Consider the following 22,725-nt stretch of genomic DNA (forward strand, 5'->3'; position numbering starts at 1 on the left):
TTGTACAATTCTTACATCAAAAAAAATACACAAGCTAGTAATTCAAAAAGCAACTTGCTAAAACATGACTATTCATATTTTAAGGTATAAAGCCTCTAGAATATTCAATACTAACAATTAATATTTTTCTAATTCTGATGTATACAATAAAACATTTCTAATAATTTATTTAAACAAATTTATTTTTATTTTAACTGCTTTTATTTTACTTTAAAGATTAAACTCAGAAGTGGTTTAATTTTTCACCCAATGAATACAATAAATAATATTTGTAAGCGAATTTATTTGCCCCATTCTAATGGAGAAGTAGAGGTACCTTTTTTAGTGAGTAAACAAAGTTTTAGTTTATCATATTCTACGCCAGAGCAGATTCTTAAACATCAATATTCAGAGAATAGCTGCTAGCAAACTTCTTTAATATATCTTAATAAAGCCCCATTTAACGTACAGTTGCACCCTGACTACCAGAATAAATCCCTAATAGAATACGCTTAACCATTTAACCCTAATTTTATGCAAAAGAATTTTACCCAACCATTTAAGCCACGATTAGCATCTGGCGAAAATATACGGAAGCTAATTATCGCAGCAACCTTTCTTTCAATTATTTCAGTTTCTTTATACCTGTGGGCCGCTATTGTGCCTATTACTCCTGCAGTGGTATTAATTTCAGCTGATAAAGCCGCGAACTCGCCATTACCGGAAAAAGGATATACTATAATACCAGATATTGTGATAGCTGAAGGCAATCAGCAGGACTTTGTGAGCGGTACATTTACGCTAACTGCACCCACTGGCTGGAAATTTAATCCAACCAGTAATATTGAGATAGATCGTAACCTAAATATCTCAAGTGCTGAGGTTACTTCTATTAGTGCCACCTCTATAGTTATTACTTTTACAGTTCAAAATCCTAACCGTAGCGGTATAGACCGTTTAGTAATAAAAGGTGTAGGTGTTCAGGCTGATAACGGTGCTGATATTACCTCTAACAACAACGCTCCTTTAATTTTAAGTACTAACATAAATAAACAAATCGGTTTACCTACCACAGTGGCCAGTCTATCGCAGACTGTTGGTGCACCCCGCAAAATAGAGTTTGGAACTCAACCTGGTGCAGTTGGGCCCAATTTAGCTGGAGATGAACTTAAGAACCCACCAGTTGTAAGGTTATTAGACAATTGGAACCGACCTACAGGCAATAATACGGTTACTTTATCAATTACTGCTGGAACTGGTACCTCGGGAGCTACGCTATCTTCTACCTCGGTTAGCGCTGAAGATGGAATAGCAACCTTTACCGGAGTTAGTATAAACCTGGCAGGTAATAATTACAGTCTTACAGCTTCTAGTCAACTTATAACCGGACAACCTGTTTCTACAGTACAAAGCAATACATTTTCTGTAATTAATAAACAGCCAATTATCTCCTCATTTAATCCGGCTTGTATTGCTGAAGGCAATAATTATAGCGCTCTTATAATAAACGGAACTGACTTCGGCCCAGGAGCTACTGTACAAATTTCGGGTAATAATCAGAATACCGGAATATTACAAACAGCATTTGTAAATAAAACGCAGATCAGTGTTTCGCTTAACGGTACTTTCCTGGCTTCACCTATTGCTGGCACGTATTCGGTACAGGTAACTAACCCCGGACCTGTTGTGGCTACTCCAACTTCAGCACCACAAACTTTTACCGTTTATCCTTCGGCAGATGCAATTACAGGCTCAACCACAGTTTGCGCGAATACTATTGGCGAAACTTATACTATTAATACAGTAACGGGTGCTCAGTCTTATAACTGGAAGGTTGTTTCGGGGCCTGCATCTATTCAAACGCCAAGCGCCACTAATTCTGTAAAATTAAACTTCGGCTCTACTACTAGCCCAGCGGTTGTTGTACTATCAGTTGAAGAAGAATACCAATGCGGAGTAATTGGAGATGCAGAGACGATTACTATTCAAGTTAACCCATTACCATTAGCAAGTATTGCTGGACCGACTAGCATCAATACTTGCGACGGCAATACTGTTAATTTAAGCGCCACCCCTTCTGGGGCAGCTTATCAATGGTTCAGAAGCACCGATAATGGATTAACTTACAGTACTATTCCAAATGCTACGGCTGAATCTTACCCAGCAGGGAGCACCGGCAGGTATAAGGTGCAAGTAACTGTAAATAACTGCTCTGCAACCTCGGATGATGTTATCCTAACAGTTTTAAATAGCTCAAATATTATTACTAATGCAGCGGATGCTTCTCTTTGTCCTAACAACAGCATAACTCTTACGGCATTAACTGGTGTTGGCTATGGTTATGTATGGCAAAGCAGTGCAGATAATGGTAATACTTATTCTCCAGTTGGTTTTACTGATAAGTTCACTGTAACTACCCCCGGCTTATACCGAGTAATATTAACTACAGGTATTAATGGTTGTGCCCCTATAACTTCAAACCCTGTTAATATTACACCGGAAGACCCTATAGTTGGTAATGAAATTACTACCCAAAATACAACTATTTGCCAAGGTAGCAACATCGCACTATTAGCTCCGCCAGTATCGAGCGGAGATGAAACAACTCAATACGAATGGCAAAGTAGTATAGATAATTTTGCTACCTATATTACTGTTGTTGGAACCGGCCAGAATCACACTTACGTTAATTCTGGTGGTTTTACCGGAAAAATTAAATTTCGCCGCGTTGTAACCACAGGTTGTACCTCCACCAGTGCGCCTGTTGAAATAACAGTTACCCCAACCATAACAAATAATCAAATTACTTCTGCAACACAGTCAATTTGTTATAATGCTACTCCGGCCCAAATTACTGCCGGTACTGTTGGTGGTGGTGCAGGATCAAATTCTTATTCTTACCAATGGCAGCAAAGTACTATATCAGCAACAGATGATAATAGTTTTACAGATGTACCAGCAACTACTGGGGGAACAACCGTAAACTATACTCCAGGAAAGCTTACCCAAACTACCTGGTTCCGGCGGGTAGTTACTTCAGGTGGGTGTTCTAGTAAGAGTAATGCGGAACAAATAACAGTTACCAGAAATACCTATACGTTAATATTAACGGTGCACCCTGCGGATTTTCCAGTTTGTAATCAGACGAGATACAAGGCTATTGTTTTAAAAAATGTTACAGATGTTGTTTATCCGGCTAATCCTCGTTTCCAACAAGTAACCTGGACAGGAGGAGAAGATGTTACAGATCAATTTGTTTTTGACTGGTGGAAAAACGATACCAATGATAGAATAAACGGGGATACTGATGACGAAATAAGACAGGCCGGACTTCAATCGATGGACTATTACACAGTGCGGGCAAAGCCTTTTGGAACGCTCAGTTGTGCAGAGTACAACTTTGATTCAATGCCTGAATTAACTTCCCCTTTAAATGCATCTAGAAATGGTAATGTTTTGTTTTCTAACAGAATATACCTTGGCATTCCGGAAAACTATGATGTAAAGATAACAGCTGATAAAAACCCAATTTGCTATGGCACCCCTGTAACTTTTACAGCAGTTCCAAATGCTGCTTATGCTAACCTAAGCATACAATGGGTAGTTAGGGCCAAGAATGGAGGTACTGTTTATACCTCTCCTTTTGGCCCATCTTTAACATTATCATCTACTGCATTACCCAGACCATTAATGGATGGGGACGTTGTAAGCGTAAACTTTAATTCTTCAGAAACTAATTGTGGTGCCAGACCAGGCAGTAACCCTATTACCATGACCGTCTATGATCTAACCACGATAACACTTCTACAAGATAAAACAGTTTGTGAAGGAATTCCAACCAGTTTTAGTGTGATAGCAACAGGTCATAATCTAGGTTACAGTTGGTTTAAAAATGATGTGTTGATCCCTAACCAAAATACCAATACTTTAAGTTTTAATAGCCCTGCCTTAAGTGACAATGGAACTTATCAGTTAAAGGTAACTGGCACGTGTGGAGAAGAAGCAGTTTCTCCTAAAGTAACCTTAACTGTGAAACCATTTATCACCAACACAGTTACGATTAAAGTACCAGATGATGATTTAGAAATTGGAGGTTCTGCTACTTATGAAGCAATCTCTTCAATTGCAGCTTACAACCCAACTTACAGGTGGTATGTTGCTAATCTAAGCGCCCCTGACCCAACTTTTAAGTTGCAAATAAACGACAAAGGCCCAACTCTTACGATTGATCCTGTACCTCAAGGGCAGATACAGGTTAGAGTTGAAGTTGATGCACTCAGCGATATGTGCGTTACCCCTGCAAACCAGACAGCATCAGCTACTACTGTTCCTGTTACTCCGTTGCCAGTAGAGTTGCTCTACCTGAAAGCCACCAAGCAGGACAACAACGTAGTAGAAGTAGAATGGGCAACGGCCATGGAGCAGAACAGCGAAGGCTTTGAAGTACAGGTATCGCAAGATGCTAAAAACTACCGTACGCTGGCTTTTGTAAACTCTAAAGCGGGTGGCAACACCAACCAGAAACAGGTATACACTTTCCACGACAAAGAGAATGGCAAGTACGGCACCCGCTACTACCGTTTAATGCAGCGCGACATGAACGGCGACGCGGAATATTTCGGACCAAAAGCAGTGAAAATTGGCGAAGCGACAGAGAGTTTAAGTGTTTACCCGAACCCCTTCACCAGCGAGGTAAACCTGGAACTGAATGCTGAAGAAGCGGGGACTATGCATGTAATGGTGACTAACGCCATTGGCGCCAAAGTATTAGAGCGTACTTTGCAAGTAGAAAGGGGCAGCAGCAAACAAAACCTGAAGTTCAACAGAAGCTTGCCACAAGGGATGTATCATATAACAACTCAGATGAATGGAAAAGTGCAGCACTTCAAGCTCCTGAAACAACACTAAGCTTTATTAGGGTTAAAGCTCAAAGGGGTTGGTATTTTACCTGCCCCTTTTTTGTGCACCTCCAGAAAGTACCTCATTTCACTTTAACAATTATCCTCCAGAACCATGATAAAGTCTTAATCATACACTAATATCTGCTGATACAGGCATTACAGTTTAATGTAGACGCATTATCTGAAGGAACGTAAATGCTCTTAAATATTAGATATAGAATAACTTAAACGCTATAAAAGGACAACGGAACGATCTTCTGCCCGTAAATCAGAAATGAGGTTATTAGCGCAATTCTCTCGAAAAAATCCTCCTAATTATTAAACTATAAAAACGCTAGAACATGCACGACCCTTTACCCACAAGCCTATGCAAAATATATCTACATGGCGTTTTCATTTACGGCTGGTATACTTCCTAAAAACGTCTATAAAAAATTTAATTATTGGTTTATTTTTAGCTCTAGTAACCACCTTTGCCACAAATGCTTCAGCTAATAGGCCAGAGTCCCGCTTTACCAGAATTGTTTCAGATAAAACCGAAACAAAGGGTTCGGGAACATTCGAAAGCCGTGTATCTGCCACTGCAGGCACCTCAGTGGTTGCTGATAATCCCCTGCCGGTTTTGATTTCTTTATCTAAAGATTGTTTAACCCAAGGCTATAACCAGGACCTTTATGTTACCTTAACCGGGACAAACTTTATACCTGGTGCTAAAGTGCGGATTTCCAGAGCCGGCATACCTATTGGCAACTTTGATCCCAGTTCTGTTAGTGCCGACGGCAAGACAATGGAAACCGTTGTACCAGCCGGGTGGCTCCAGTTCTTCCTTTTTTTTCCGGGCCCTTATACCATCCAGGTTGTTAATCCAGCACCTGCGGTTCAGGGAGGAATATCAAATTCAAAACTATTTACCGTATACGCACCCATAACCACAGGATCTATCACAGGCAACACCTCTGTTTGTCCTGGTGCAACCGGGGTTATTTATTCAGTGCCGCTCGTAGCAGATGCTTCCTATGTTTGGAAAATTCCGACTGGCGCAACCATTGTAAACAGCAATCTGGATGGTAACCAGATTACCGTAAATTTTAATAATGCTACTTCTGGTGAAATCTCTGTTACCGCTATCAACGGTTGCGGCGACCCTGGTACAGAATCTACATTAGAGATAACAGTAAACAATCCGCCTGTTATCGATAGAATTTCCAGCGGTGTACCCGTCTGTCCTAACGGAGAGGTTACTATAACAGTAGATGCAAGGGGAGCAAACCTGAATTACCAGTGGTTTAAACGAAGAGGGAGTGCTGCCAGCAACGGATTTCTTTTAACTGATGGCGGTACAATATCGGGTTCTAAAAGTGCTACCTTAAGAATAAGCAGTGCTGTTGACGCTGATGCCGGATTTTATTATGTAGTTGTAAGTAATACTTGCAACACGGCTGGTATCCCGTCTTCTAATTCGGAAATAAAAGTAAACACAGCTTATACCAATACCATAGCCAATATACAAGAGCCAGTGGAACTTTTGGTTGGTCAACCCGCTACTTACTCCGTAATACCGGCTAACAAGAGCCTGAAATGGGAGTACACCTGGACTATTCTTTACAATACCAATCCTGCAACTACGGAAGTTAAGTACACAGGAAACATTCCTACTTTAACCATACCCGGTGTGCGGGCAGATATGGTCGGAATAACTGTAGCGCAATTGCCGCCACCAGGCATCCCGTGCGTGAATGCTATAAATAACGTGATTATCCTTGACCGAACTCCGCTACCAGTAGAACTATTGTATCTGAAAGCGACGAAGCAAGATAACAACGTAGTAGAAGTAGAATGGGCAACGGCTATGGAAAAGAACAGCGAAGGCTTTGAAGTACAGGTATCGCAAGATGCCCAGAACTACCGTACCCTGGCTTTTGTAAACTCTAAAGCCGGCGGCAACACCAACCAGAAACAGGTTTACACCTTCCACGATAAAGAGAATGGCAAGTACGGCACCCGCTACTACCGTTTAATGCAGCGCGACATGAACGGCGACTCGGAATATTTCGGACCGAAAGCGGTACAAATTGGTGAAGCGACAGAGAGTTTAAGTGTTTACCCGAACCCCTTCACCAGCGAGGTAAACCTGGAACTGAATGCCGAAGAAGCGGGGACTATGCATGTAATGGTGACCAATGCTATTGGCGCCAAAGTATTAGAGCGTACTTTGCAAGTAGAAAGGGGCAGCAGCAAACAAAACCTGAAGTTCAACAGCAACCTGCCGCAAGGGATGTATCATATTACTACCCGGATGAATGGAAAAGTGCAGCACTTTAAACTCCTGAAACAACAGTAAGCTTTATTAGGGTTAAAGCTGAAGGGGCAGGTAAAATACCTGCCCCTTTTCTATTTAGCGCAAATGTAAACCCATAATATTTACAGCTCACTAAAAAGCAAATTAGAATTTCCGGACAAGCCCTGAAGAAGCGCAACCTGACAACAATAGGTGAAGTCTAAAGGATAGGAGCAGAGAATATTTTACAACCCTGAAAGGTTAAATTGTTTCCAAGCTTACTTATCCAACATATCGTACAGGTTTACCTGCATGTCTATGGCTTCGTAGCTGTCCAATTTTCGGCCCTTAGCGTCGAATGTAGCCTGAATCATATCCAGGGTTCTCCGTTTGTCGTTGTAATACCAGGCTGGGTGTCCTTCGATATCGCCTATTTTGTTCATGGCAAACTTATTATAAACTACCCATACCCGCTTTTTACCCGCCAATGCTTCAAAATCCGGACGAAGGTTGGCAAAATATTCTTCGTAGCTACCGGAAATATTCCGGACATCCTTACCTATTATCGCATCAAACTTTAAACCGTAAGCATTTTTATAAAAATTATAAGCCGGCCAGGTATTCCAATAAACATAAACAGTATCGCCGGGCTTGTAATGCTCATTAATATAAAGCAAAGCCTCGCGCTGATACGACTTCTTATAATCACCAAACAAGGCTGGGTTAATTACCTGCCGCAACGAATTTACCAGCGGGCCAGTTAATAATAATATCGGCAAGGCATATTGCCAGAATCGCTGCCGCACCGGCAATATTTCTACCAATTGCTGACACCCGCGCGCGATAAACAAAATCAGGATGGGCGCCAGATATACGGTAAGCCGGTCGAAGAAAGGATATAATTCCAGGCCGGAAGCAAATAAATGCAACCCGAAAGGCAGCACCATTACCAGAAAAACTTTTTTATCGTGTTTAAAAAAGCCGTACAGCCCTACCACCAAAAATATTAGTGGTAACCAGGCCATCCGCGCCAGAATACGCAGTAACGCATTATACTCAAAATGCAGGCTATACCACGATAAGCCCAGTGGATAATGCAGCGTAGAAAATATTTTTTGTACAAACCAACCCAAATCAGCTGCCGAGGTGGGCGGGAAAGGCATAAAACCGTCGTAGGTTCTAAACCAGATAGTCAGCCACTCGGAACCGGCATGTTTATACGTAAACAAAAAGTAATTTACCGCAAAGCTAAGAAGCCACAGTGTGGCTGGTATAACCGTACGAAAAAAAGCCGGCCAGTTTCTTTTAAGTAAATAATACAGGCCCAGGCCAATGCCCATACCGGCCAACAGAAAAATAGAAGTATACGAAAACCAGATAATGATGGCCCCTGCCACGCCCCAGAACAGCAACGAACCATAATCTGTTTTTTGCTGATAACGGATATAAAGGTACAGCACTAATATGGCGGCGAAAAGCTCGAACCCATATTGTTTTATTTCTACGGCATGGTACACCAGCGGGGGCGCCAGCGCCAATATACCCAATGCTACCGCAACACCCATTGGTTTTAAAAAATAGCGGGCAACCGGCAAAAACAAAAACAAAGAAGCAATACCAGTCAACAACGGCATCAGCCGCAAGGCCATTTCGTTGGTGCCAAAGAGCATCACACATGCCCGTACCAGCCACAAAAACCCAACCGGCGCTTTTTGTTCGTAATCTAAATAAGGCGCCAGTAGCTCGCCAAAATTCATTTTTATTAAGCTGGTAGCCAGGTAAATCTCATCGATCCATAAAGAGCGGTTATCTACAAAATGAAACACCCGCAGAAAAATACCGATTGCCAGCAAAGCACTGATAGAGAGGGATAATAACCCGTTGGCCTTGGTATTTCGGGTAGCACCTGTTATTTGTTGAAAATCCGAATTTGTTTTTTTCGTACGCAGGGTAAGGCTTTTCAAGAGCAAAAGAAGTAATTAAGGATTAAATATATTATAAAAAATCAATATTAAAACCAACTAGCATTCGGCAAAACAAATATAAGCGGAATTAACACCATTTTAAGGCCATACCAGCTTCCGAAAAGAACTAAACGGCTCCGGACTACAGATGTTCGGCTCAGCACCCCGGTCGACGCTAAATAATTCAGCCGAAAGCAAATTGCTTGAAAAGCTATTATAGAAAACTAGCCCATGTAGCCGCACTACTTAAATATAGGCCACCATTTACCCGGACGAAGCTACAATATGATTTTAAAAATACGTTGGTTCCAACCTGGCGCTGTGAACCGGAATACGCCAATCTAAAATGATAGCGACAATAATCCTGAAGCAGCCGCACCAATGAAACTCTTTTGGGTAGAAATTGATTAATCTTTAATTATTTTATCTGTAAATAATAGTTAAAGACAAACCAATATTAAAACTGTTCAGGATTAGTAGCGGCTATATAAATCATCTTTTAAGAAGTAAAACAATTTACTTCTTATATTAAATATAACCTATATTTGGCAACATTATTAACTTTTACACGTTAGTAGTGAATTCTAATTTTATAAGTAATCGACCTAAAATTAAAATAATTATCAAAGTAACAGCACGTTTAATTCAGGTATATTCATAAATTTATTTAATATTTGAACAAATAGTAAATGCCTAAGGAATCAGAATTAGATTGGACTAAGATTAAAGTGGTGATTTTTGATGTAGATGGCACGCTTTATACCCAATCGAAACTACGGAAGCAAATGCTAAAATCTTTGCTCTGGTACTATGGTCTGCGGCCCTGGCGACTGGGCGAGATGCGGATGCTGCAGCATTTTAGGGTCGAGCGGGAAAAAAGAGCCGGCGACTGCGGCGGTGATCTGGCAAATGCTCAGTACAGATGGTGCGCCCAGAAAGGTAACTATCCGGTAGAAAAAGTAAAGAAAGTAGTAGATTACTGGATGCTGCAATATCCTAACCGTTATCTGGCCGCTTGTACTTACCCGGGTACGCAAGCTTTTTTCCGGGCGTTGCAGAAGAAAAACATCCGGATTGCCATTTATTCTGATTATCCGGCACACGACAAACTGGCCGCCATGGGATTACAGGCAGACTTAATTGTAAGTTCTACCGATCCGGCAGTAGACCGGCTTAAACCCGACCCAAAAGGCTTACTGTATATTGCGCAGCAGCTACAGGTGCAGCCGGCTGAATGCCTGTTTATTGGCGACCGCCCGGAATTAGACGGCGAATGCGCCCAAAAAGCGAATATGCCTTACCTGATAGTAGAGAAAAAGCCATTTGCCCAATTCGATTTTTATACAAACCTGCTTAACCAAGTAAATTTATCTTTTAATTCTTTCACTTATGAAACAAGCCTCCTCACTTCCTGATATGGATGCAGCGCTTATTTTAAAACCGGCAACCTTTAAGGAATACGTTACCATTGCCCGGCCCGATCATTGGTTTAAAAACATTTTTATGTTACCGGGTATGCTGTTTGCGTTTCTGGTATACGACACAACCATCGACCTGACACTGGTTCTGCGGATTGTGGTGGGCGTAGTAAGTACCTGCCTGATAGCATCGGCCAATTACGTAATTAACGAGTACCTGGATGCCGAATTTGACCGCTATCACCCCGAGAAACGGAAGCGGACTGCCGTAGTTAGCATACTGAACCCCTTGTATGTTTACTCCGAATATTTCTTTTTGGTAGCCATTGGCTTAACACTTTCTTATTTTATTTCATTGGAGTTCCTGGCTTTAGAGGTATTCCTGCTGTTTATGGGCATTATGTATAACGTGCGGCCCTTCCGGACAAAAGAACGGGTTTACCTCGATGTGTTGTCTGAATCGGTAAACAACCCAATTCGGCTGGCGCTGGGCTGGTTTATTTTTGTACCTACGCACCTCTTGCCCGAAAGCTTACTGGACCCTTCTTGGGTTATTATTCCGCCATCGAGTATTATTCTGGCTTATTGGATGGGTGGCGCTTTTTTAATGGCTACCAAACGTTTTGCGGAATATCGCTTTATTAATAACCCGGAACTGGCTGGCTTGTACCGCAAGTCGTTTAAATACTACACCGAAAACAGCCTTTTGATTTCGATGTTCTTTTATGCCTTAACTTCTGCCTTTTTCCTGGGAATTTTCCTGATTAAAAACAGAATTGAGCTCCTGCTTAGTTTTCCTTTCTTTGCGCTGCTTTTTGCCTGGTACCTGGCCATTGGCTTACGGAAAGATTCGGTAGTGCAGGGGCCGGAGAAATTGCATAAGGAAAAATGGTTTATGGTTTACGTGGTGCTGTTTACCTTACTCCTGATGGCCTTGATGTACGTAGATATTCCTAGCCTTAACTGGTTCCTGAAACAATCTTTCTAAGCCTTTAATACCGACACAATTGCAATGGCGCCTCTTCAGGTCTAAACCTGAGGAGGCGCCGCTGTTTTCAGCCGTTACTAACAACTGGTGAAAATATTAACGTTAGTAATTTAGCACGTTGAGCGCATAGTTAAAAAATAATAGCTTCTTCAGCCGCTAATTGCCGTTTCGGCGTGCGTTTACCTGCAACCGGTTTGTCAGAATACGCCTAAAGAGAGTTATAAAAATATTAGAATACCTTTCTTCCCTAACCTTTTCTGCCGGAAAAACTAGCGTAAAAGCTATTAAGCAATTTTTAATGAAACCGGTTGTTCCGGTACCGAACTCCGAAAAGCTTTAGGCAGTTGAACAAAAAAAGTGCTACCCATTCCCTCCTGGCTGGCAACCTTTATACTACCCTGCAAGCTCTCCACAAACTCCTTGCACAGCATCAGGCCCAGGCCGGTTCCTTTTTCGCGGGCAGTACCCAGGGTGGTAAAGCGCTCTTCGGTAAATAATTTAGAAAGATTAGTGGCTGAAATTCCTTTTCCGTTGTCGCTTACCGCCAAGGCTATTCTATTGTCGGTGCTTTGTACCGTGTGTATTCGTATTTCGCCGCCTGCGTAAGAGAATTTGATGGCGTTCATCAGCAGGTTGCGTAAAACAAAATTCAACCGTTCTTTATCGGCTAATACCTCAACGTGCGCATCTACCGCATTTATTATTTTAATACCTTTCTGGTCGGCTTGCAAAAAAGCCAGGCGCGTATTTTCCTGGGCCAATTGCTGTAGATTCACCGGCTGCAAATCTATAGTTGCTTCGTTTAGCTGCGACTTAGACCACACCAGTAAATTATGCAGCATATTCATCGACACATCTACATCTTTACCCAGTAACTTAAACACCGGCTGCACTTCTTCGGCCGACATGGGATGGGTTTGCACCAAATCAAGCACGCCTTTAATAGCGTTAAAAGGAGCTCTTAAATCGTGCGATATAATAGAGAATATTTTGTTTTTGAAATGGTGGTGTTTCTCCAATTCCGTGTTTTGCTCTTGTAACTTTAGCGCCTGTCCGGCCAGTTCGTTTCGCTGGCGGCTAATCTCGGTATGCTGGCGCTGTAACAAAAGATTGGCCTCCTGCAGCTTTAAGGAAGCCGCTTTTAAACCTTTCCGGCTTCGGTAGAGCAGCAATAGCAAAGCCAGCATTAACCCTACGATTACCCCGCCAAAAATCAGGATTCTCTGTTGCTGCTTTATTTCCTTTGCCTGCCGTGCTTTTTCGACTTTCAGGTTTTTGTTTTCGAGTTCCTTTTTTTCAGTTTCGTAGCGGGTAGCCAGTTCAGCGGCTGTTTTTTTCTGGCTCTCTAGATCCAATTGCGCATCGTGTTCTACAAAAAACGATAAATATTTATAAGCTTGCCGGTAATCTTTGTTCGCCACATAAAGCTGATGCAGTAATTCGGCCGAGGCCGCAATTTTCTTACTCGATTTGGTGTGAACAGCCCAATCGTAGCTTTGCTGGGCATATTGCAACGCTTTGGTCTCCTGACCGTTAACCTGGTATATCTGGGCAATACTCTTCAGAATGCCGGGTTTACAGACTGTATTTTCAATCTCATCAGCTATTTGTAATGCCTCAAACAAATAAGGCAGGCCTTGTTCGGGGCGCGACAGGTATAAGTGCACATTACCCACGTTCAGCAGGCTAATAACCAGGCTGGGTTTATTTCCCAGTTCCTGCTGCAAGCTGGCCGCTTTTTTAAAATAAGCTAAAGCTTTGTCGTACTGTTTTTCCTCTTCGTAAATATTACCCAGGTTGTTATAAACTTTGCTAATAGCTAACTGGTTGTTTGTTTTTTGGGCAAGTCGCAGCGCTTTGTTATAATTGGCAGCCGCCCGCACCTGATCTTTAATTTTATAGTACATGCTACCCAGGCTATTATAGGTAGAAATAAGTAATGCCGTATCGGACTTCTGCTCGCCAATACTCAACGCCTGGTAATGATAGGACATGGCTTTATCAAATTCACCCCACACCAAATACGCGTACCCAATTAGGTTTAACGCTTTGGCTTTACTGAGTGGCAAATTAGCTTTAGCCGCCAGATTGGCCGCTGTTTGGGCGTGTTCTAATCCTTTTTGGGTATCAGATAAATAATATTCTTTGCTTAAGGCACAATAGAGTTCCGCTTTCGTCGAATCGGTTTGGGCTTCGGTTAGCACTACCGTTAAACTATCAATATATTTATGCTGCGCCTGTGCCGTAGCACTCCCTAATAATAGCAACAGAAATAAACTTTTTCTTATACCAGAAAAACAACAACGGCGTAAAATTGTAAACATCAGACAATACCAAAAGTACAAAAGCCTTATATAACAGCAATTTATACAATAGTTTTATTTTAGCCGCACAATTGTAGTCAAAATAATAAAATATATTTTTCTTATATTTACCAAATTATAATTAATTGTACACAACGTAGTATACACGCGAAACACCCGAATCTCCAAGCAGGTTTAATCCTACAAACCCGTAGTTACAAACTTAACAAGACACAGAATAACCATACCCGTTTAATTATATTTATGCCTGATGTCATTAACTTTCCTACCGGGTATATCCTACTCCGTTTTCAGCGCCTTAACCGGGTTGGCTACGGCGGCTTTGGTGGCGTGGGAACTGACGGTAAGCAATGCTACCACCAAGGCCAGCACAGCAGCTACCCCAAATATCCACCACGAAATAGTAGTGCGATAAGCAAAATCCTGGAGCCAGCGGTGCATGCCGTACCAGGCCAGCGGCCAGGCAATAATATTAGCCAGCAACACCAGTTTCAGGAAATCTTTTGATAGCATGGTTACAATACCGCTTACCGAGGCGCCCAGTACCTTGCGAATGCCAATTTCTTTGGTGCGTTGCTCCGTAGCAAAGGAAGCCAGGCCAAACAAACCTAAACACGCAATTAAAATGGCAATGCCGGCAAAGATGGTAAACAGGAGGCCTTGCTTTTGCTCGGCTTCGTATAAGCGGCCAAAGCTTTCGTCGAGGAAATTATAGTCAAAAGGGTTTTCGGGCAGAAATTTCTTCCAGGTTTTTTCAAGGTGCGCCAGCCCGGCAGCAATATTATTTCCTTGCAGCTTAACGGAGATATCGGAATATTGGCGACCATCCGGAATAATAAAAATAATAGGCTTGATTTTTTCGTGCATCGATTCGAAATGAAAATCCTGCAGCACCCCCACCAGACGGCCTTTGCGATTACCGTATTCGAGTGAGCGCCCAATGCCTTCCTGGGGATTATTTAAACCTAATAATTTGGCACCCGATTCGTTCAGCAGAAAAGCCATGGAATCGTCGGTGGGGTACGTTTCGGAGAAGTTACGGCCAGCCAATAACTTAATTTTGTAAGTCTGAATAAAATCCTGGTCGATGCCCAAGTACTGGAAAGCAACCGGCGATGCTGCCATCGAATCAGCGGTTTGTAGTCTTGCGTTGCCCATAGAATTTAGCAGCCTATCGGAAGGAACGCCGATAGAACGGCCTACTTCTTTTATAGCAGCATTGCTCAATAATTCCTGTCGGAAAGCTTCGTATTTAGGGCCTAACTGGGTGCTGTTATAATTCAGGTTCACAATATGGTCTTTGTCTAAACCCAGCGCGCGGTTTCGGAGGTAGCTTAATTGCTTATAAACCACCGCGGTACTTACCAGCAATACCACCGAAATAGCAAACTGCAAAATAACCAATACCTTACGCAACGAAATACTGTTTTTACCGGTGGTTAACTTACCCTTGAGTACTTTTACCGGCTGAAACGAGGCTAGAAACAAAGCCGGATAAGAACCAGCCAATAATCCAACTAAAGCGGCCAGGCCCACCATAGCTAGTGCCAGCAACCAGCTGTTTTGGATGGTAAAGCTTAACTCCCGACCCGTAAAACTATTCATTACCGGCAGCATGAGCTTGGTTAACAGCAAAGCAATAAATACTGCCAGCAGGGCAAACAGCATCGATTCGGCGAGGAACTGCACCACCAGGTGGGGCTGCGTAGCACCCATTACCTTACGTACGCCTATTTCTTTGGCCCGTATCGAAGACCGGGCCGTGGACAAATTCATGAAGTTGATGCAGGCAATCAGCAAGATAAATAAGGCAATGGCCGTAAACAGGTAAACCGTATTAATGTCGCCGTTTTCTTCCAGTTCGGTATCCAAGTGCGAGTACAGGTGAATATCGGTTAATTTCTGCAGAAACAAGTTGGTCCAGGACGAGGCTTTAACTGCATTGGCACCCTCGGCCGGCATACTTTTATCCAGGAAGGCCGGAAACTGTGCCGCTACATTTTTTACCGGGTAATCTTTCGGGAATAATAAATAAGTTGCAAAATTATTGCTGCCGTAGTTGGTCCGTAAGTTTTCTCGCCCAAAAACAGCGCTATCTTCTAAGGTTACAAACGAAACCAGGAAGTTTGGGTGAAAATGCGAATTAGCCGGAAACGACTCATACACGCCGGTTACTTTCAGGTTTAGCTGGCTATCCAGGCGCAGCACCTGGCCCAACGGGTTCTGGTTCGGGAAATATTTCTCGGCCATTTTCTCAGTCATCATAACCGTGTTCGGCTCGTTCAGGGCTTTAGCCGGGTTGCCGCTGAGCAAGGGTACGGTAAATATTTTAAAGAAAGCGGGCTCCGCAAAAAAGATATCCTCTTCGTTAAAAGTGCGCTCGGGGTTTACGGCCACTACTGCATTATTCTGCAGGACGCGTACAACTTCTTTTAAATCCGGGAAATAACTTTTGAGTAAGGGCCCGAAAGGAGGAGCAATATTGCCCAAATGCAGGTTTACGGTACCGTCTTGGTTTACAAAGTTGCGGGTAACCCGGTAAATGCGGTCAGCTTTGGCGTGGTATTTATCGTAACTCAGCTCGTTGGTAATGTATAGGGTAATCAGCAAGCAACAGGTTAACCCCACCGTTAAGCCAAACAGGTTAATAAAAGAATATACTTTATGCCGCAGCATATTCCGGAAAGCGATTTTGAGGTAATTCCTAAACATGCTACTGGGCTTTAAAGGTGAAATGTTTATAAACTAACCTACAAATTACTAGGCGTATGCTGGCGCCAGTTTAGCGGAGCGTAACTGGTGTCTAATTATAAAAGGAAGTTTTTCAACTTCCGGAAGTCGGAGACTTCCCTTCATTAATTACACACCAGTTACGGTTCGCTAAACTGGCGCGAGCGAGGGAAGAACAATCACTCTGTTTTATCCAGGAAGTAAGCGCTAGATATTTTCTGTCCGTTTAGCTGGGTATATTTAAAGTCGCCTTCCTTTTTAAAAGCAGCGCCTTTCAGGTTCAGGGGTTGGGCAAATTGGGTATATTTAAAGTTGGCAAAATCTTTAAACTGGGCTTTCTGAAAATTAACGCCTTCCGGAAAGTGGGCGTATTTAAAATCGGTTTCGCCGGCGAAGGTAGCCCCACTGAAATTGGGGTGCTGCGGAAATTTCACGTATTTAAACACCGCGCCGTTTTCGAACTGCGCCTTATTAAAATCAGCGGCTTTTTCAAATTTGCTGTATTTAAAAAATGCTTCCTTCGAAAACCGGCTGCCGGCAAAAGATACGCCTTCTTTAAATTCCGAATATTTAAAATTACTGCTCTGCTCAAAGGTGCAGTTCAGGAACTTAACTTCTTTTTCGAAATTGGCATTATACACTTCGTTCTTCGCTTCGCCCACCCAGCTTTTCTTTAAATCGCGTACCGTAGAGCCATTCGAAAGATCAAAATTATCCGGGTTAAAATACCCCAGCACGTGGCCGCTGAAGGTACAATTGTTGAAAGAAACAGGTGCAGTAACCGTGCTGATATAGAATTTGCTCCGGTCTTCATGGTCGGTTTCTTTCTTTAATTTTTTGTTCAGTAACTGGGTAAAATCCAGGTTTCCTTCAATGCGCGCATTTTTATAGTTTACTGCTTCGCCCCGGTTTATTTTGGCGATTATATCTTGGGCGGCTACATTGGTTTGGGCAAAAGAGAGCGCCGGTAAGAGCAGGAGCAAAAACAGAATTAGGCAATATTTTTTCATCAGGCAATATTTTAAGAGGGTTAAAAATGAGGCAGCCCCCTAACAGCAACTGCCGATTCGTTAAAAAGTAACAGGTTTACCAAATTAATTTTACTCGCTCCTGAGCGACTCTACCGGGTTAGCAACGGCACTGCGCACCGCCTGGAAACTTACCGTTAGCATAGCGATGAGCAGCGTGGCTACGCCGGTCAAAACAAATATCCATAATCCCAGGTCGGCCTTGAAAGCAAAATTCTGCAGCCAGTTATGCATGGCCCACCAGGCAATTGGCCAGGCAATCACATTGGCCAACAAAACCAGTTTCAGGAAGTCTTTTGAGAGTATCGCTACAATATTGGCTACGGTAGCCCCCAGTACTTTGCGAATACCAATTTCTTTGGTGCGTTGCGCAGCGGTGAAGGTGGCCAAACCGTACAAGCCTAACCCGGAAATAAAAACGGCCAGGATGGTAAATAAAAGCAATATTTTCCCTTGTTTTTGTTCTGCTTCGTACTGCCGGGCAAAATTTTGGTCCAGAAAGTTAATTTCCAAAGCGTTGTTGGGGTCGAATTGCTTGAACACCCGCGTTAGGTAAGCCAGGGCCTCGGCGGTGTGATGGGGTTGGATTTTAACGTATACATTATCCTGCATAGAAGCTACCGGCGGCATAACCAAAACCATGGGTTCTACTTTGTGCTGCAGCGAATAGGTATGAAAATCTTTTACTACCCCAATAATGGCTCTTTCGCCCCGGGTGCCTTTGTCGTCGGTGTTAAACTGCGCTTTTATGCCAATCGGATTTTTTAGCCCTAATTTCTTCATCAGGGTTTCGTTGATGAGCATACTCTGGAACTGGTCGGTAGTCCGGGAGAAATTGCGGCCGGCAAGTAATTTTATTTCCAGGGTTTGCAGGAAATCGGCATCTACCATGAGCTCCTGGACACTTACGTTGTGGGCATTAAAATTACCAGTGTTTTCGGGATCGAACCAATAACCCAGGCCACCAATATTGTTGTTGCCAATGGGGTTGCCGGCCACCGCTGCACCTTCAATAAAAGGGCTTTGTAATAATTGAGCTTTTAGCACCGCTACCTGCTCCCGTACTTTCCCGGATTCTAAATGAAAGGTAAGCACTTGTTCTTTGTTAAAACCTAGGTCTTTTGTTTGGGCATAACTCAGTTGCTTGTAAATAACCAGCGACCCAAAAATCATGGTTACGGCAATGATAAACTGGAAAACAACGAGCGATTTGCGGAATAAAAGACTGGCCGATAAGTTGCCCAACTGCCCTTTTAAAGCCGGTATGGCTCGGAAGCAGGAAAGAAAAAGCGCCGGGTAACTACCACTGCAAATGCTAATCAGGAAAGAAAAAGCTACTAAGATAAACAGCGTATTGCCCACGCCAAATTGCCAGACCGATAGTTCTTTGCCGGCGAACTTGTTAAAATACGGCAGGGCCAATTCAATACTAAAAATTGCTATAACGGTAGCCAAAAAAGTAAGCAAAAAAGATTCGGTCAGAAACAACCCAATAAGCTGGCTTTGATTCGCGCCCAGTACTTTGCGCACACCCACTTCGCGTACCCGCACAAAAGAACGGGCCGTAGTTAAATTCATGTAATTAATAATGGCAATTAATAAAATGAGTAAGGCGGCCGCCATAAAAATATACACCGTGTTAATATTACCGTTCGCGCCTATTTCGTAATCTAAATCAGAATGCAGGTGAATAGATTTTATAGGTTGCAACGCTAGGCGGTAATCCGGCACGCCCATCTCTTTCTGGATGTTTTTGGCGGCAAAGGCCGGAAGTTTGGCTTCTAAAGATTTAGCGTTGGCCTCCGGCGCGAGTAGCAGGTAGGTATACAAATGAAAATATTGCCAGCCTTCGGTAAAATTGGCGGGGAGCGATTGCAGGGCACTAAACTGCACGTGCGAATTTTCTGGCACATCTTTTATCACCCCGGTTACCAGGTTGGTAAATTGGTCGTTTAGTTTAACCGTTTTATTCAGGGCGGTAGCGGCACTGCCAAATATTTTTACAGCTAGGCTTTCGGTTAAAACAATGGCATCGGGTTTGGCTAATGCGGTAGCGGGGTTGCCGTATAAAAAAGGATAGCTGAAAACCCGGAATATATTTTTATCCGCCAGGAAAACATCATCGGCTTTTAACCTTTTATTCTGATAGGTGATAACCCCACCGCCTTCGGGCACCAGCCGCACAAACGCTTTTACTTCCGGAAACTCGGCTTGCAGGGCCGGACCAAAAGGCGCGGAAGTGGGCGCCAGTTGCATCTGGTTATCGCCCCAGTGGGCGTAATGCACCACCCGGTAAATCTGGTCGGCGTTGGCATGAAACCGATCGTAACTCATTTCATCGGCCACGTACAACGTAATCAGCCAAAAAGCGGTAAGACCCAGGGCCAGGCCACTTATATTAATGACCGCAAAAGCATTGTGCTTTCTTAGATTGCGCCAGGCAATATTAAAGTAATTTTTAAGCATAACTTTAACGGGTTGCCTATGGTCCGGGTACCATAGTGGTTACTATTTATTCATTCCGCAACGACTTTACCGGGTTAGAAACGGCGGCTTTTACGGCCTGAAAACTAATCGTGACCAACGCAATGAAAATAGCCAAGCCACCAGCTAAGGCAAAAATCCACCAGGAAATAGCAGTCCGATACGCAAAATCCTGCAGCCACTGGTGCATGCCGTACCAGGCCAGGGGCCAGGCAATTATATTCGCGAACAGCACCAGTTTCAGAAAATCTTTGGAGAGCATGGCTACAATGGCGCTTACCGAAGCGCCGAGTACTTTGCGGATGCCGATTTCTTTGCGCCGTTGCTGGGCGGTAAACGTGGCCAACCCAAACAAACCCAGACAAGCAATAAAAATGGTAAGCCCGGCGAAAATGCCTAATATTTCGCCTAATTTCTGCTCGGCCTGGTAAACCTCGGCAAAGCGGTCGTCGAGGAAAGAATAAGCAAACGGTGCTTCGGCGGTCAGGTCATTCCAAGTATTTTCCAGCGCAGCCAGCAAAGCCGGAATATCATCGGTTTTAACTTTTACCAGCACGCTGCCCGAATTTCCGCCGTAAGTCATGGCCATGGGCCCTATTTTCTGGTGCATCGACTCAAAATGAAAATCCTTCATTACGCCCACTACGTGCAGCACCCGGGCACTGCCGTCCTGTATTTTCCGGCCCAGCGGTTTCTCTTGCCAATTCAGGGCCATTACGGCGGCTTCGTTTAGCAACACCCCCAAAGAATCGGTTTTAAAATCTTTCGAAAAATTACGACCGGCTACCAGTTTAATGCCCAAGGCAGGCAGGTAATTTTCATCGATATTATACTGGCGCATTACAATGGGCTGGTCCTTCCGGTCCTGCGGAAAAAAGCCGTTGTTGCTCTCTTCCGAATAGCCAACCGGTACGTTGCCCGAAATACTGGCTTGCAACACTTGCGGCAATTGCGCTATTTTCTCCCGGAATATTTTTTCGTTCTTTTTAAGGGCGTAACTATCCTGCACCACCAGCACCTGCTCTTTGCTGTAGCCCACGGCTTTTTGCTGCATATAAGTAAGCTGCCGGTAAACCACTACGGTACCCACCAGCAACGAAATCGAAATAAAAAACTGAAACACCACTAGCACACTCCGTAACCGGAAACTGCCCCACCACTGATTACCGCTAAATAATTTACTGCCCAGGCTGCTGCCTTTTAGAACCGCTACCGGCCGGAAACCCGATAAGTAAAAAGCCGGGTAACTGCCAGCCAACACACCCACCAGTAAACCAAATAAAGGCAGCCCTATTAAATATTCCGGTTGCATCAAGAGCTCCAGGGTAAAAGCTTTGCCCGTTAAGTCGTTGAAAACCGGCAAAGCCAGACTTACCAAAAATATAGCCATGGCCAGCGCACAAAAGCTAATCAGCACCGATTCGGATATAAACTGAAATATTAATTGCTGACGCACCGAACCCAATACTTTCCGGATGCCCACTTCTTTGGCCCGCTTGGATGCCCCGGCCGTAGATAAGTTCATGAAATTAATGCAGGCAATCAGGAGCATAAAACCCGCAATTGCCAGAAAAATATACACATACTGAATATTGCCGTTTGGCTCCAGTTCAAATTTATACTGCGACCGCAAATGAATATTGGTGAGGGGCTGCACGAACAACCGGAAATCGTTGCCGGCTTTCCGGAATTCGGCCATACTGACGCCCACGTCTTTTTTTACCTCCTTGGCAATAAAGCGCTCGGCTTCGGCCTGGAATTTAGTTTCGAGTTGGTTAATATTTGTACCCGGCTTAACCAGCACGTAGGTGTAAAAATTAAAGGCTAACCAAAAATCAGATTTAGCTAAGCCGTGGCTGTGCATAGAGGCTAATAAATCGAAATGGAAGTGCGTATTGGCAGGCATTTTGGCGATTACGCCAGTTACTTTATAAGTAGCATTCCAGGCTTTTAAATCCAGAACCTTGCCCATGGGGTTTTCCTTCCCGAAATATTTCCGGGCAAGTTCTTCGGTAATCACAATGCCGCTAGGGTCCGACAAAGCCGTAGCCGGATTGCCTTGTAATAAGGGCAAATCAAAAACCTGGAAGAAAGTAGGATCTACGTAGGCGAAGGTGGTTTCTTTAAACGTTTGGCCGTTGTAGGTTACAAACGGATTGCCATTTACCCGGATGCGGGTATATGCTTCTATTTCCGGGAAAGTAGTTTTAAGCTGTTCACCTACCGGCGCCCCGGCCATTGGAAACTCTAGCACCTCCTGGTTTAATCGTCCATTAAAACCAACCCTGTAAATCCGATCGGCCTTACTGAAGTGCTTGTCGTAACTAACCTCATCGAGCACAAATAAAATAATGAGTAGGCACGAAGCAATGCCAATAGCCAGCCCCAGAATATTAATCGCCGAAAATGCTTTGTTCCGGGAAATATTCCGAATAGCAATCGTCAGGTAGTTTTTTAACATAATTCGTTACTGTTGTTAAACTTTTGTTTTGCCATCTCCTGAGAAGTCCCACTTTGGAGGGGGTAGGGGGAGGATTACACACCTAAGGAGATAAATATTCTGATGAAACTATTTATCCTGCTTTCGCTTCCAACAACCGTTTTTTTGTCCTCATCAGTGCTTGTCCTCCC

General features: G+C 43.4%; 10 protein-coding genes. 4 read left to right on the forward strand and 6 right to left on the reverse strand.

Annotated elements, in window-relative coordinates; all coding sequences use genetic code 11:
* Window positions 1-513 precede the first annotated feature (513 nt).
* Entirely contained in the window at window positions 514-4,887 is a 4,374-nt protein-coding gene (locus AAE02nite_RS11180; protein WP_146897814.1) for a DUF8696 domain-containing protein, read from the forward strand.
* Between the two features lie 615 nt (window positions 4,888-5,502).
* The gene (locus AAE02nite_RS11185) at window positions 5,503-7,221 is read left to right on the forward strand and encodes a PKD-like domain-containing protein (protein WP_170252580.1); all 1,719 of its coding nucleotides are present in this window, start codon (window positions 5,503-5,505) and stop codon (window positions 7,219-7,221) included.
* A gap of 215 nt (window positions 7,222-7,436) precedes the next feature.
* Here AAE02nite_RS11185 and AAE02nite_RS11190 read toward each other — a convergent pair whose 3' ends face one another.
* A complete protein-coding gene (locus AAE02nite_RS11190; RefSeq protein WP_146897816.1) occupies window positions 7,437-9,122 on the reverse strand; it encodes a glycosyltransferase family 39 protein in 1,686 nt (561 codons plus the stop codon).
* Between the two features lie 689 nt (window positions 9,123-9,811).
* Here AAE02nite_RS11190 and AAE02nite_RS11195 point away from each other — a divergent pair.
* Both AAE02nite_RS11195 and AAE02nite_RS11200 read left to right on the forward strand, forming a co-directional pair.
* On the forward strand, window positions 9,812-10,537 hold the full coding sequence (locus tag AAE02nite_RS11195) for an HAD family hydrolase (protein ID WP_146897817.1): 726 nt from the start codon (window positions 9,812-9,814) through the stop codon (window positions 10,535-10,537).
* A complete protein-coding gene (locus AAE02nite_RS11200; RefSeq protein WP_218033477.1) occupies window positions 10,512-11,528 on the forward strand; it encodes a UbiA prenyltransferase family protein in 1,017 nt (338 codons plus the stop codon). Before AAE02nite_RS11195 ends, AAE02nite_RS11200 begins: the two co-directional genes overlap by 26 nt.
* Window positions 11,529-11,812: 284 nt before the next feature.
* On the opposite strand, the gene AAE02nite_RS11205 is transcribed toward AAE02nite_RS11200, so the two are convergent.
* The 5 genes from AAE02nite_RS11205 to AAE02nite_RS11225 form a co-directional block, all read right to left on the reverse strand.
* Complete coding sequence (locus tag AAE02nite_RS11205) at window positions 11,813-13,795, reverse strand: tetratricopeptide repeat-containing sensor histidine kinase (RefSeq protein ID WP_170252581.1); 1,983 nt, start codon at window positions 13,793-13,795, stop codon at window positions 11,813-11,815.
* A 336-nt stretch (window positions 13,796-14,131) separates the two neighbouring features.
* The gene (locus AAE02nite_RS11210) at window positions 14,132-16,564 is read right to left on the reverse strand and encodes an ABC transporter permease (RefSeq protein WP_146897819.1); all 2,433 of its coding nucleotides are present in this window, start codon (window positions 16,562-16,564) and stop codon (window positions 14,132-14,134) included.
* A 197-nt stretch (window positions 16,565-16,761) separates the two neighbouring features.
* Window positions 16,762-17,592: a pentapeptide repeat-containing protein gene (locus tag AAE02nite_RS11215; RefSeq protein WP_146897820.1), complete on the reverse strand. Its 831-nt coding sequence runs from the start codon at window positions 17,590-17,592 to the stop codon at window positions 16,762-16,764.
* Between the two features lie 90 nt (window positions 17,593-17,682).
* A complete protein-coding gene (locus AAE02nite_RS11220) occupies window positions 17,683-20,076 on the reverse strand; it encodes an ABC transporter permease (protein WP_146897821.1) in 2,394 nt (797 codons plus the stop codon).
* Window positions 20,077-20,122: 46 nt separating this feature from the next.
* A complete protein-coding gene (locus AAE02nite_RS11225) occupies window positions 20,123-22,555 on the reverse strand; it encodes an ABC transporter permease (RefSeq protein ID WP_146897822.1) in 2,433 nt (810 codons plus the stop codon).
* Window positions 22,556-22,725 lie beyond the last annotated feature (170 nt).

The organism is Adhaeribacter aerolatus (assembly GCF_007991635.1).
In the GTDB taxonomy this organism is placed as follows: Bacteria; Bacteroidota; Bacteroidia; order Cytophagales; family Hymenobacteraceae; genus Adhaeribacter; species Adhaeribacter aerolatus.

What these genes read in the sequence shown, in the direction of transcription:
- AAE02nite_RS11180 (WP_146897814.1), top strand. Translation starts at nt 514, where the DNA reads ATGCAAAAGAATTTTACCCAACCATTTAAGCCACGATTAGCATCTGGC.
- AAE02nite_RS11195 (WP_146897817.1), top strand. Translation starts at nt 9,812, where the DNA reads ATGCCTAAGGAATCAGAATTAGATTGGACTAAGATTAAAGTGGTGATT.
- AAE02nite_RS11220 (WP_146897821.1), bottom strand. Translation starts at nt 20,076, where the DNA reads ATGCTTAAAAATTACTTTAATATTGCCTGGCGCAATCTAAGAAAGCAC.
- AAE02nite_RS11210 (WP_146897819.1), bottom strand. Translation starts at nt 16,564, where the DNA reads ATGTTTAGGAATTACCTCAAAATCGCTTTCCGGAATATGCTGCGGCAT.
- AAE02nite_RS11225 (WP_146897822.1), bottom strand. Translation starts at nt 22,555, where the DNA reads ATGTTAAAAAACTACCTGACGATTGCTATTCGGAATATTTCCCGGAAC.
- AAE02nite_RS11215 (WP_146897820.1), bottom strand. Translation starts at nt 17,592, where the DNA reads ATGAAAAAATATTGCCTAATTCTGTTTTTGCTCCTGCTCTTACCGGCG.
- AAE02nite_RS11200 (WP_218033477.1), top strand. Translation starts at nt 10,512, where the DNA reads ATGAAACAAGCCTCCTCACTTCCTGATATGGATGCAGCGCTTATTTTA.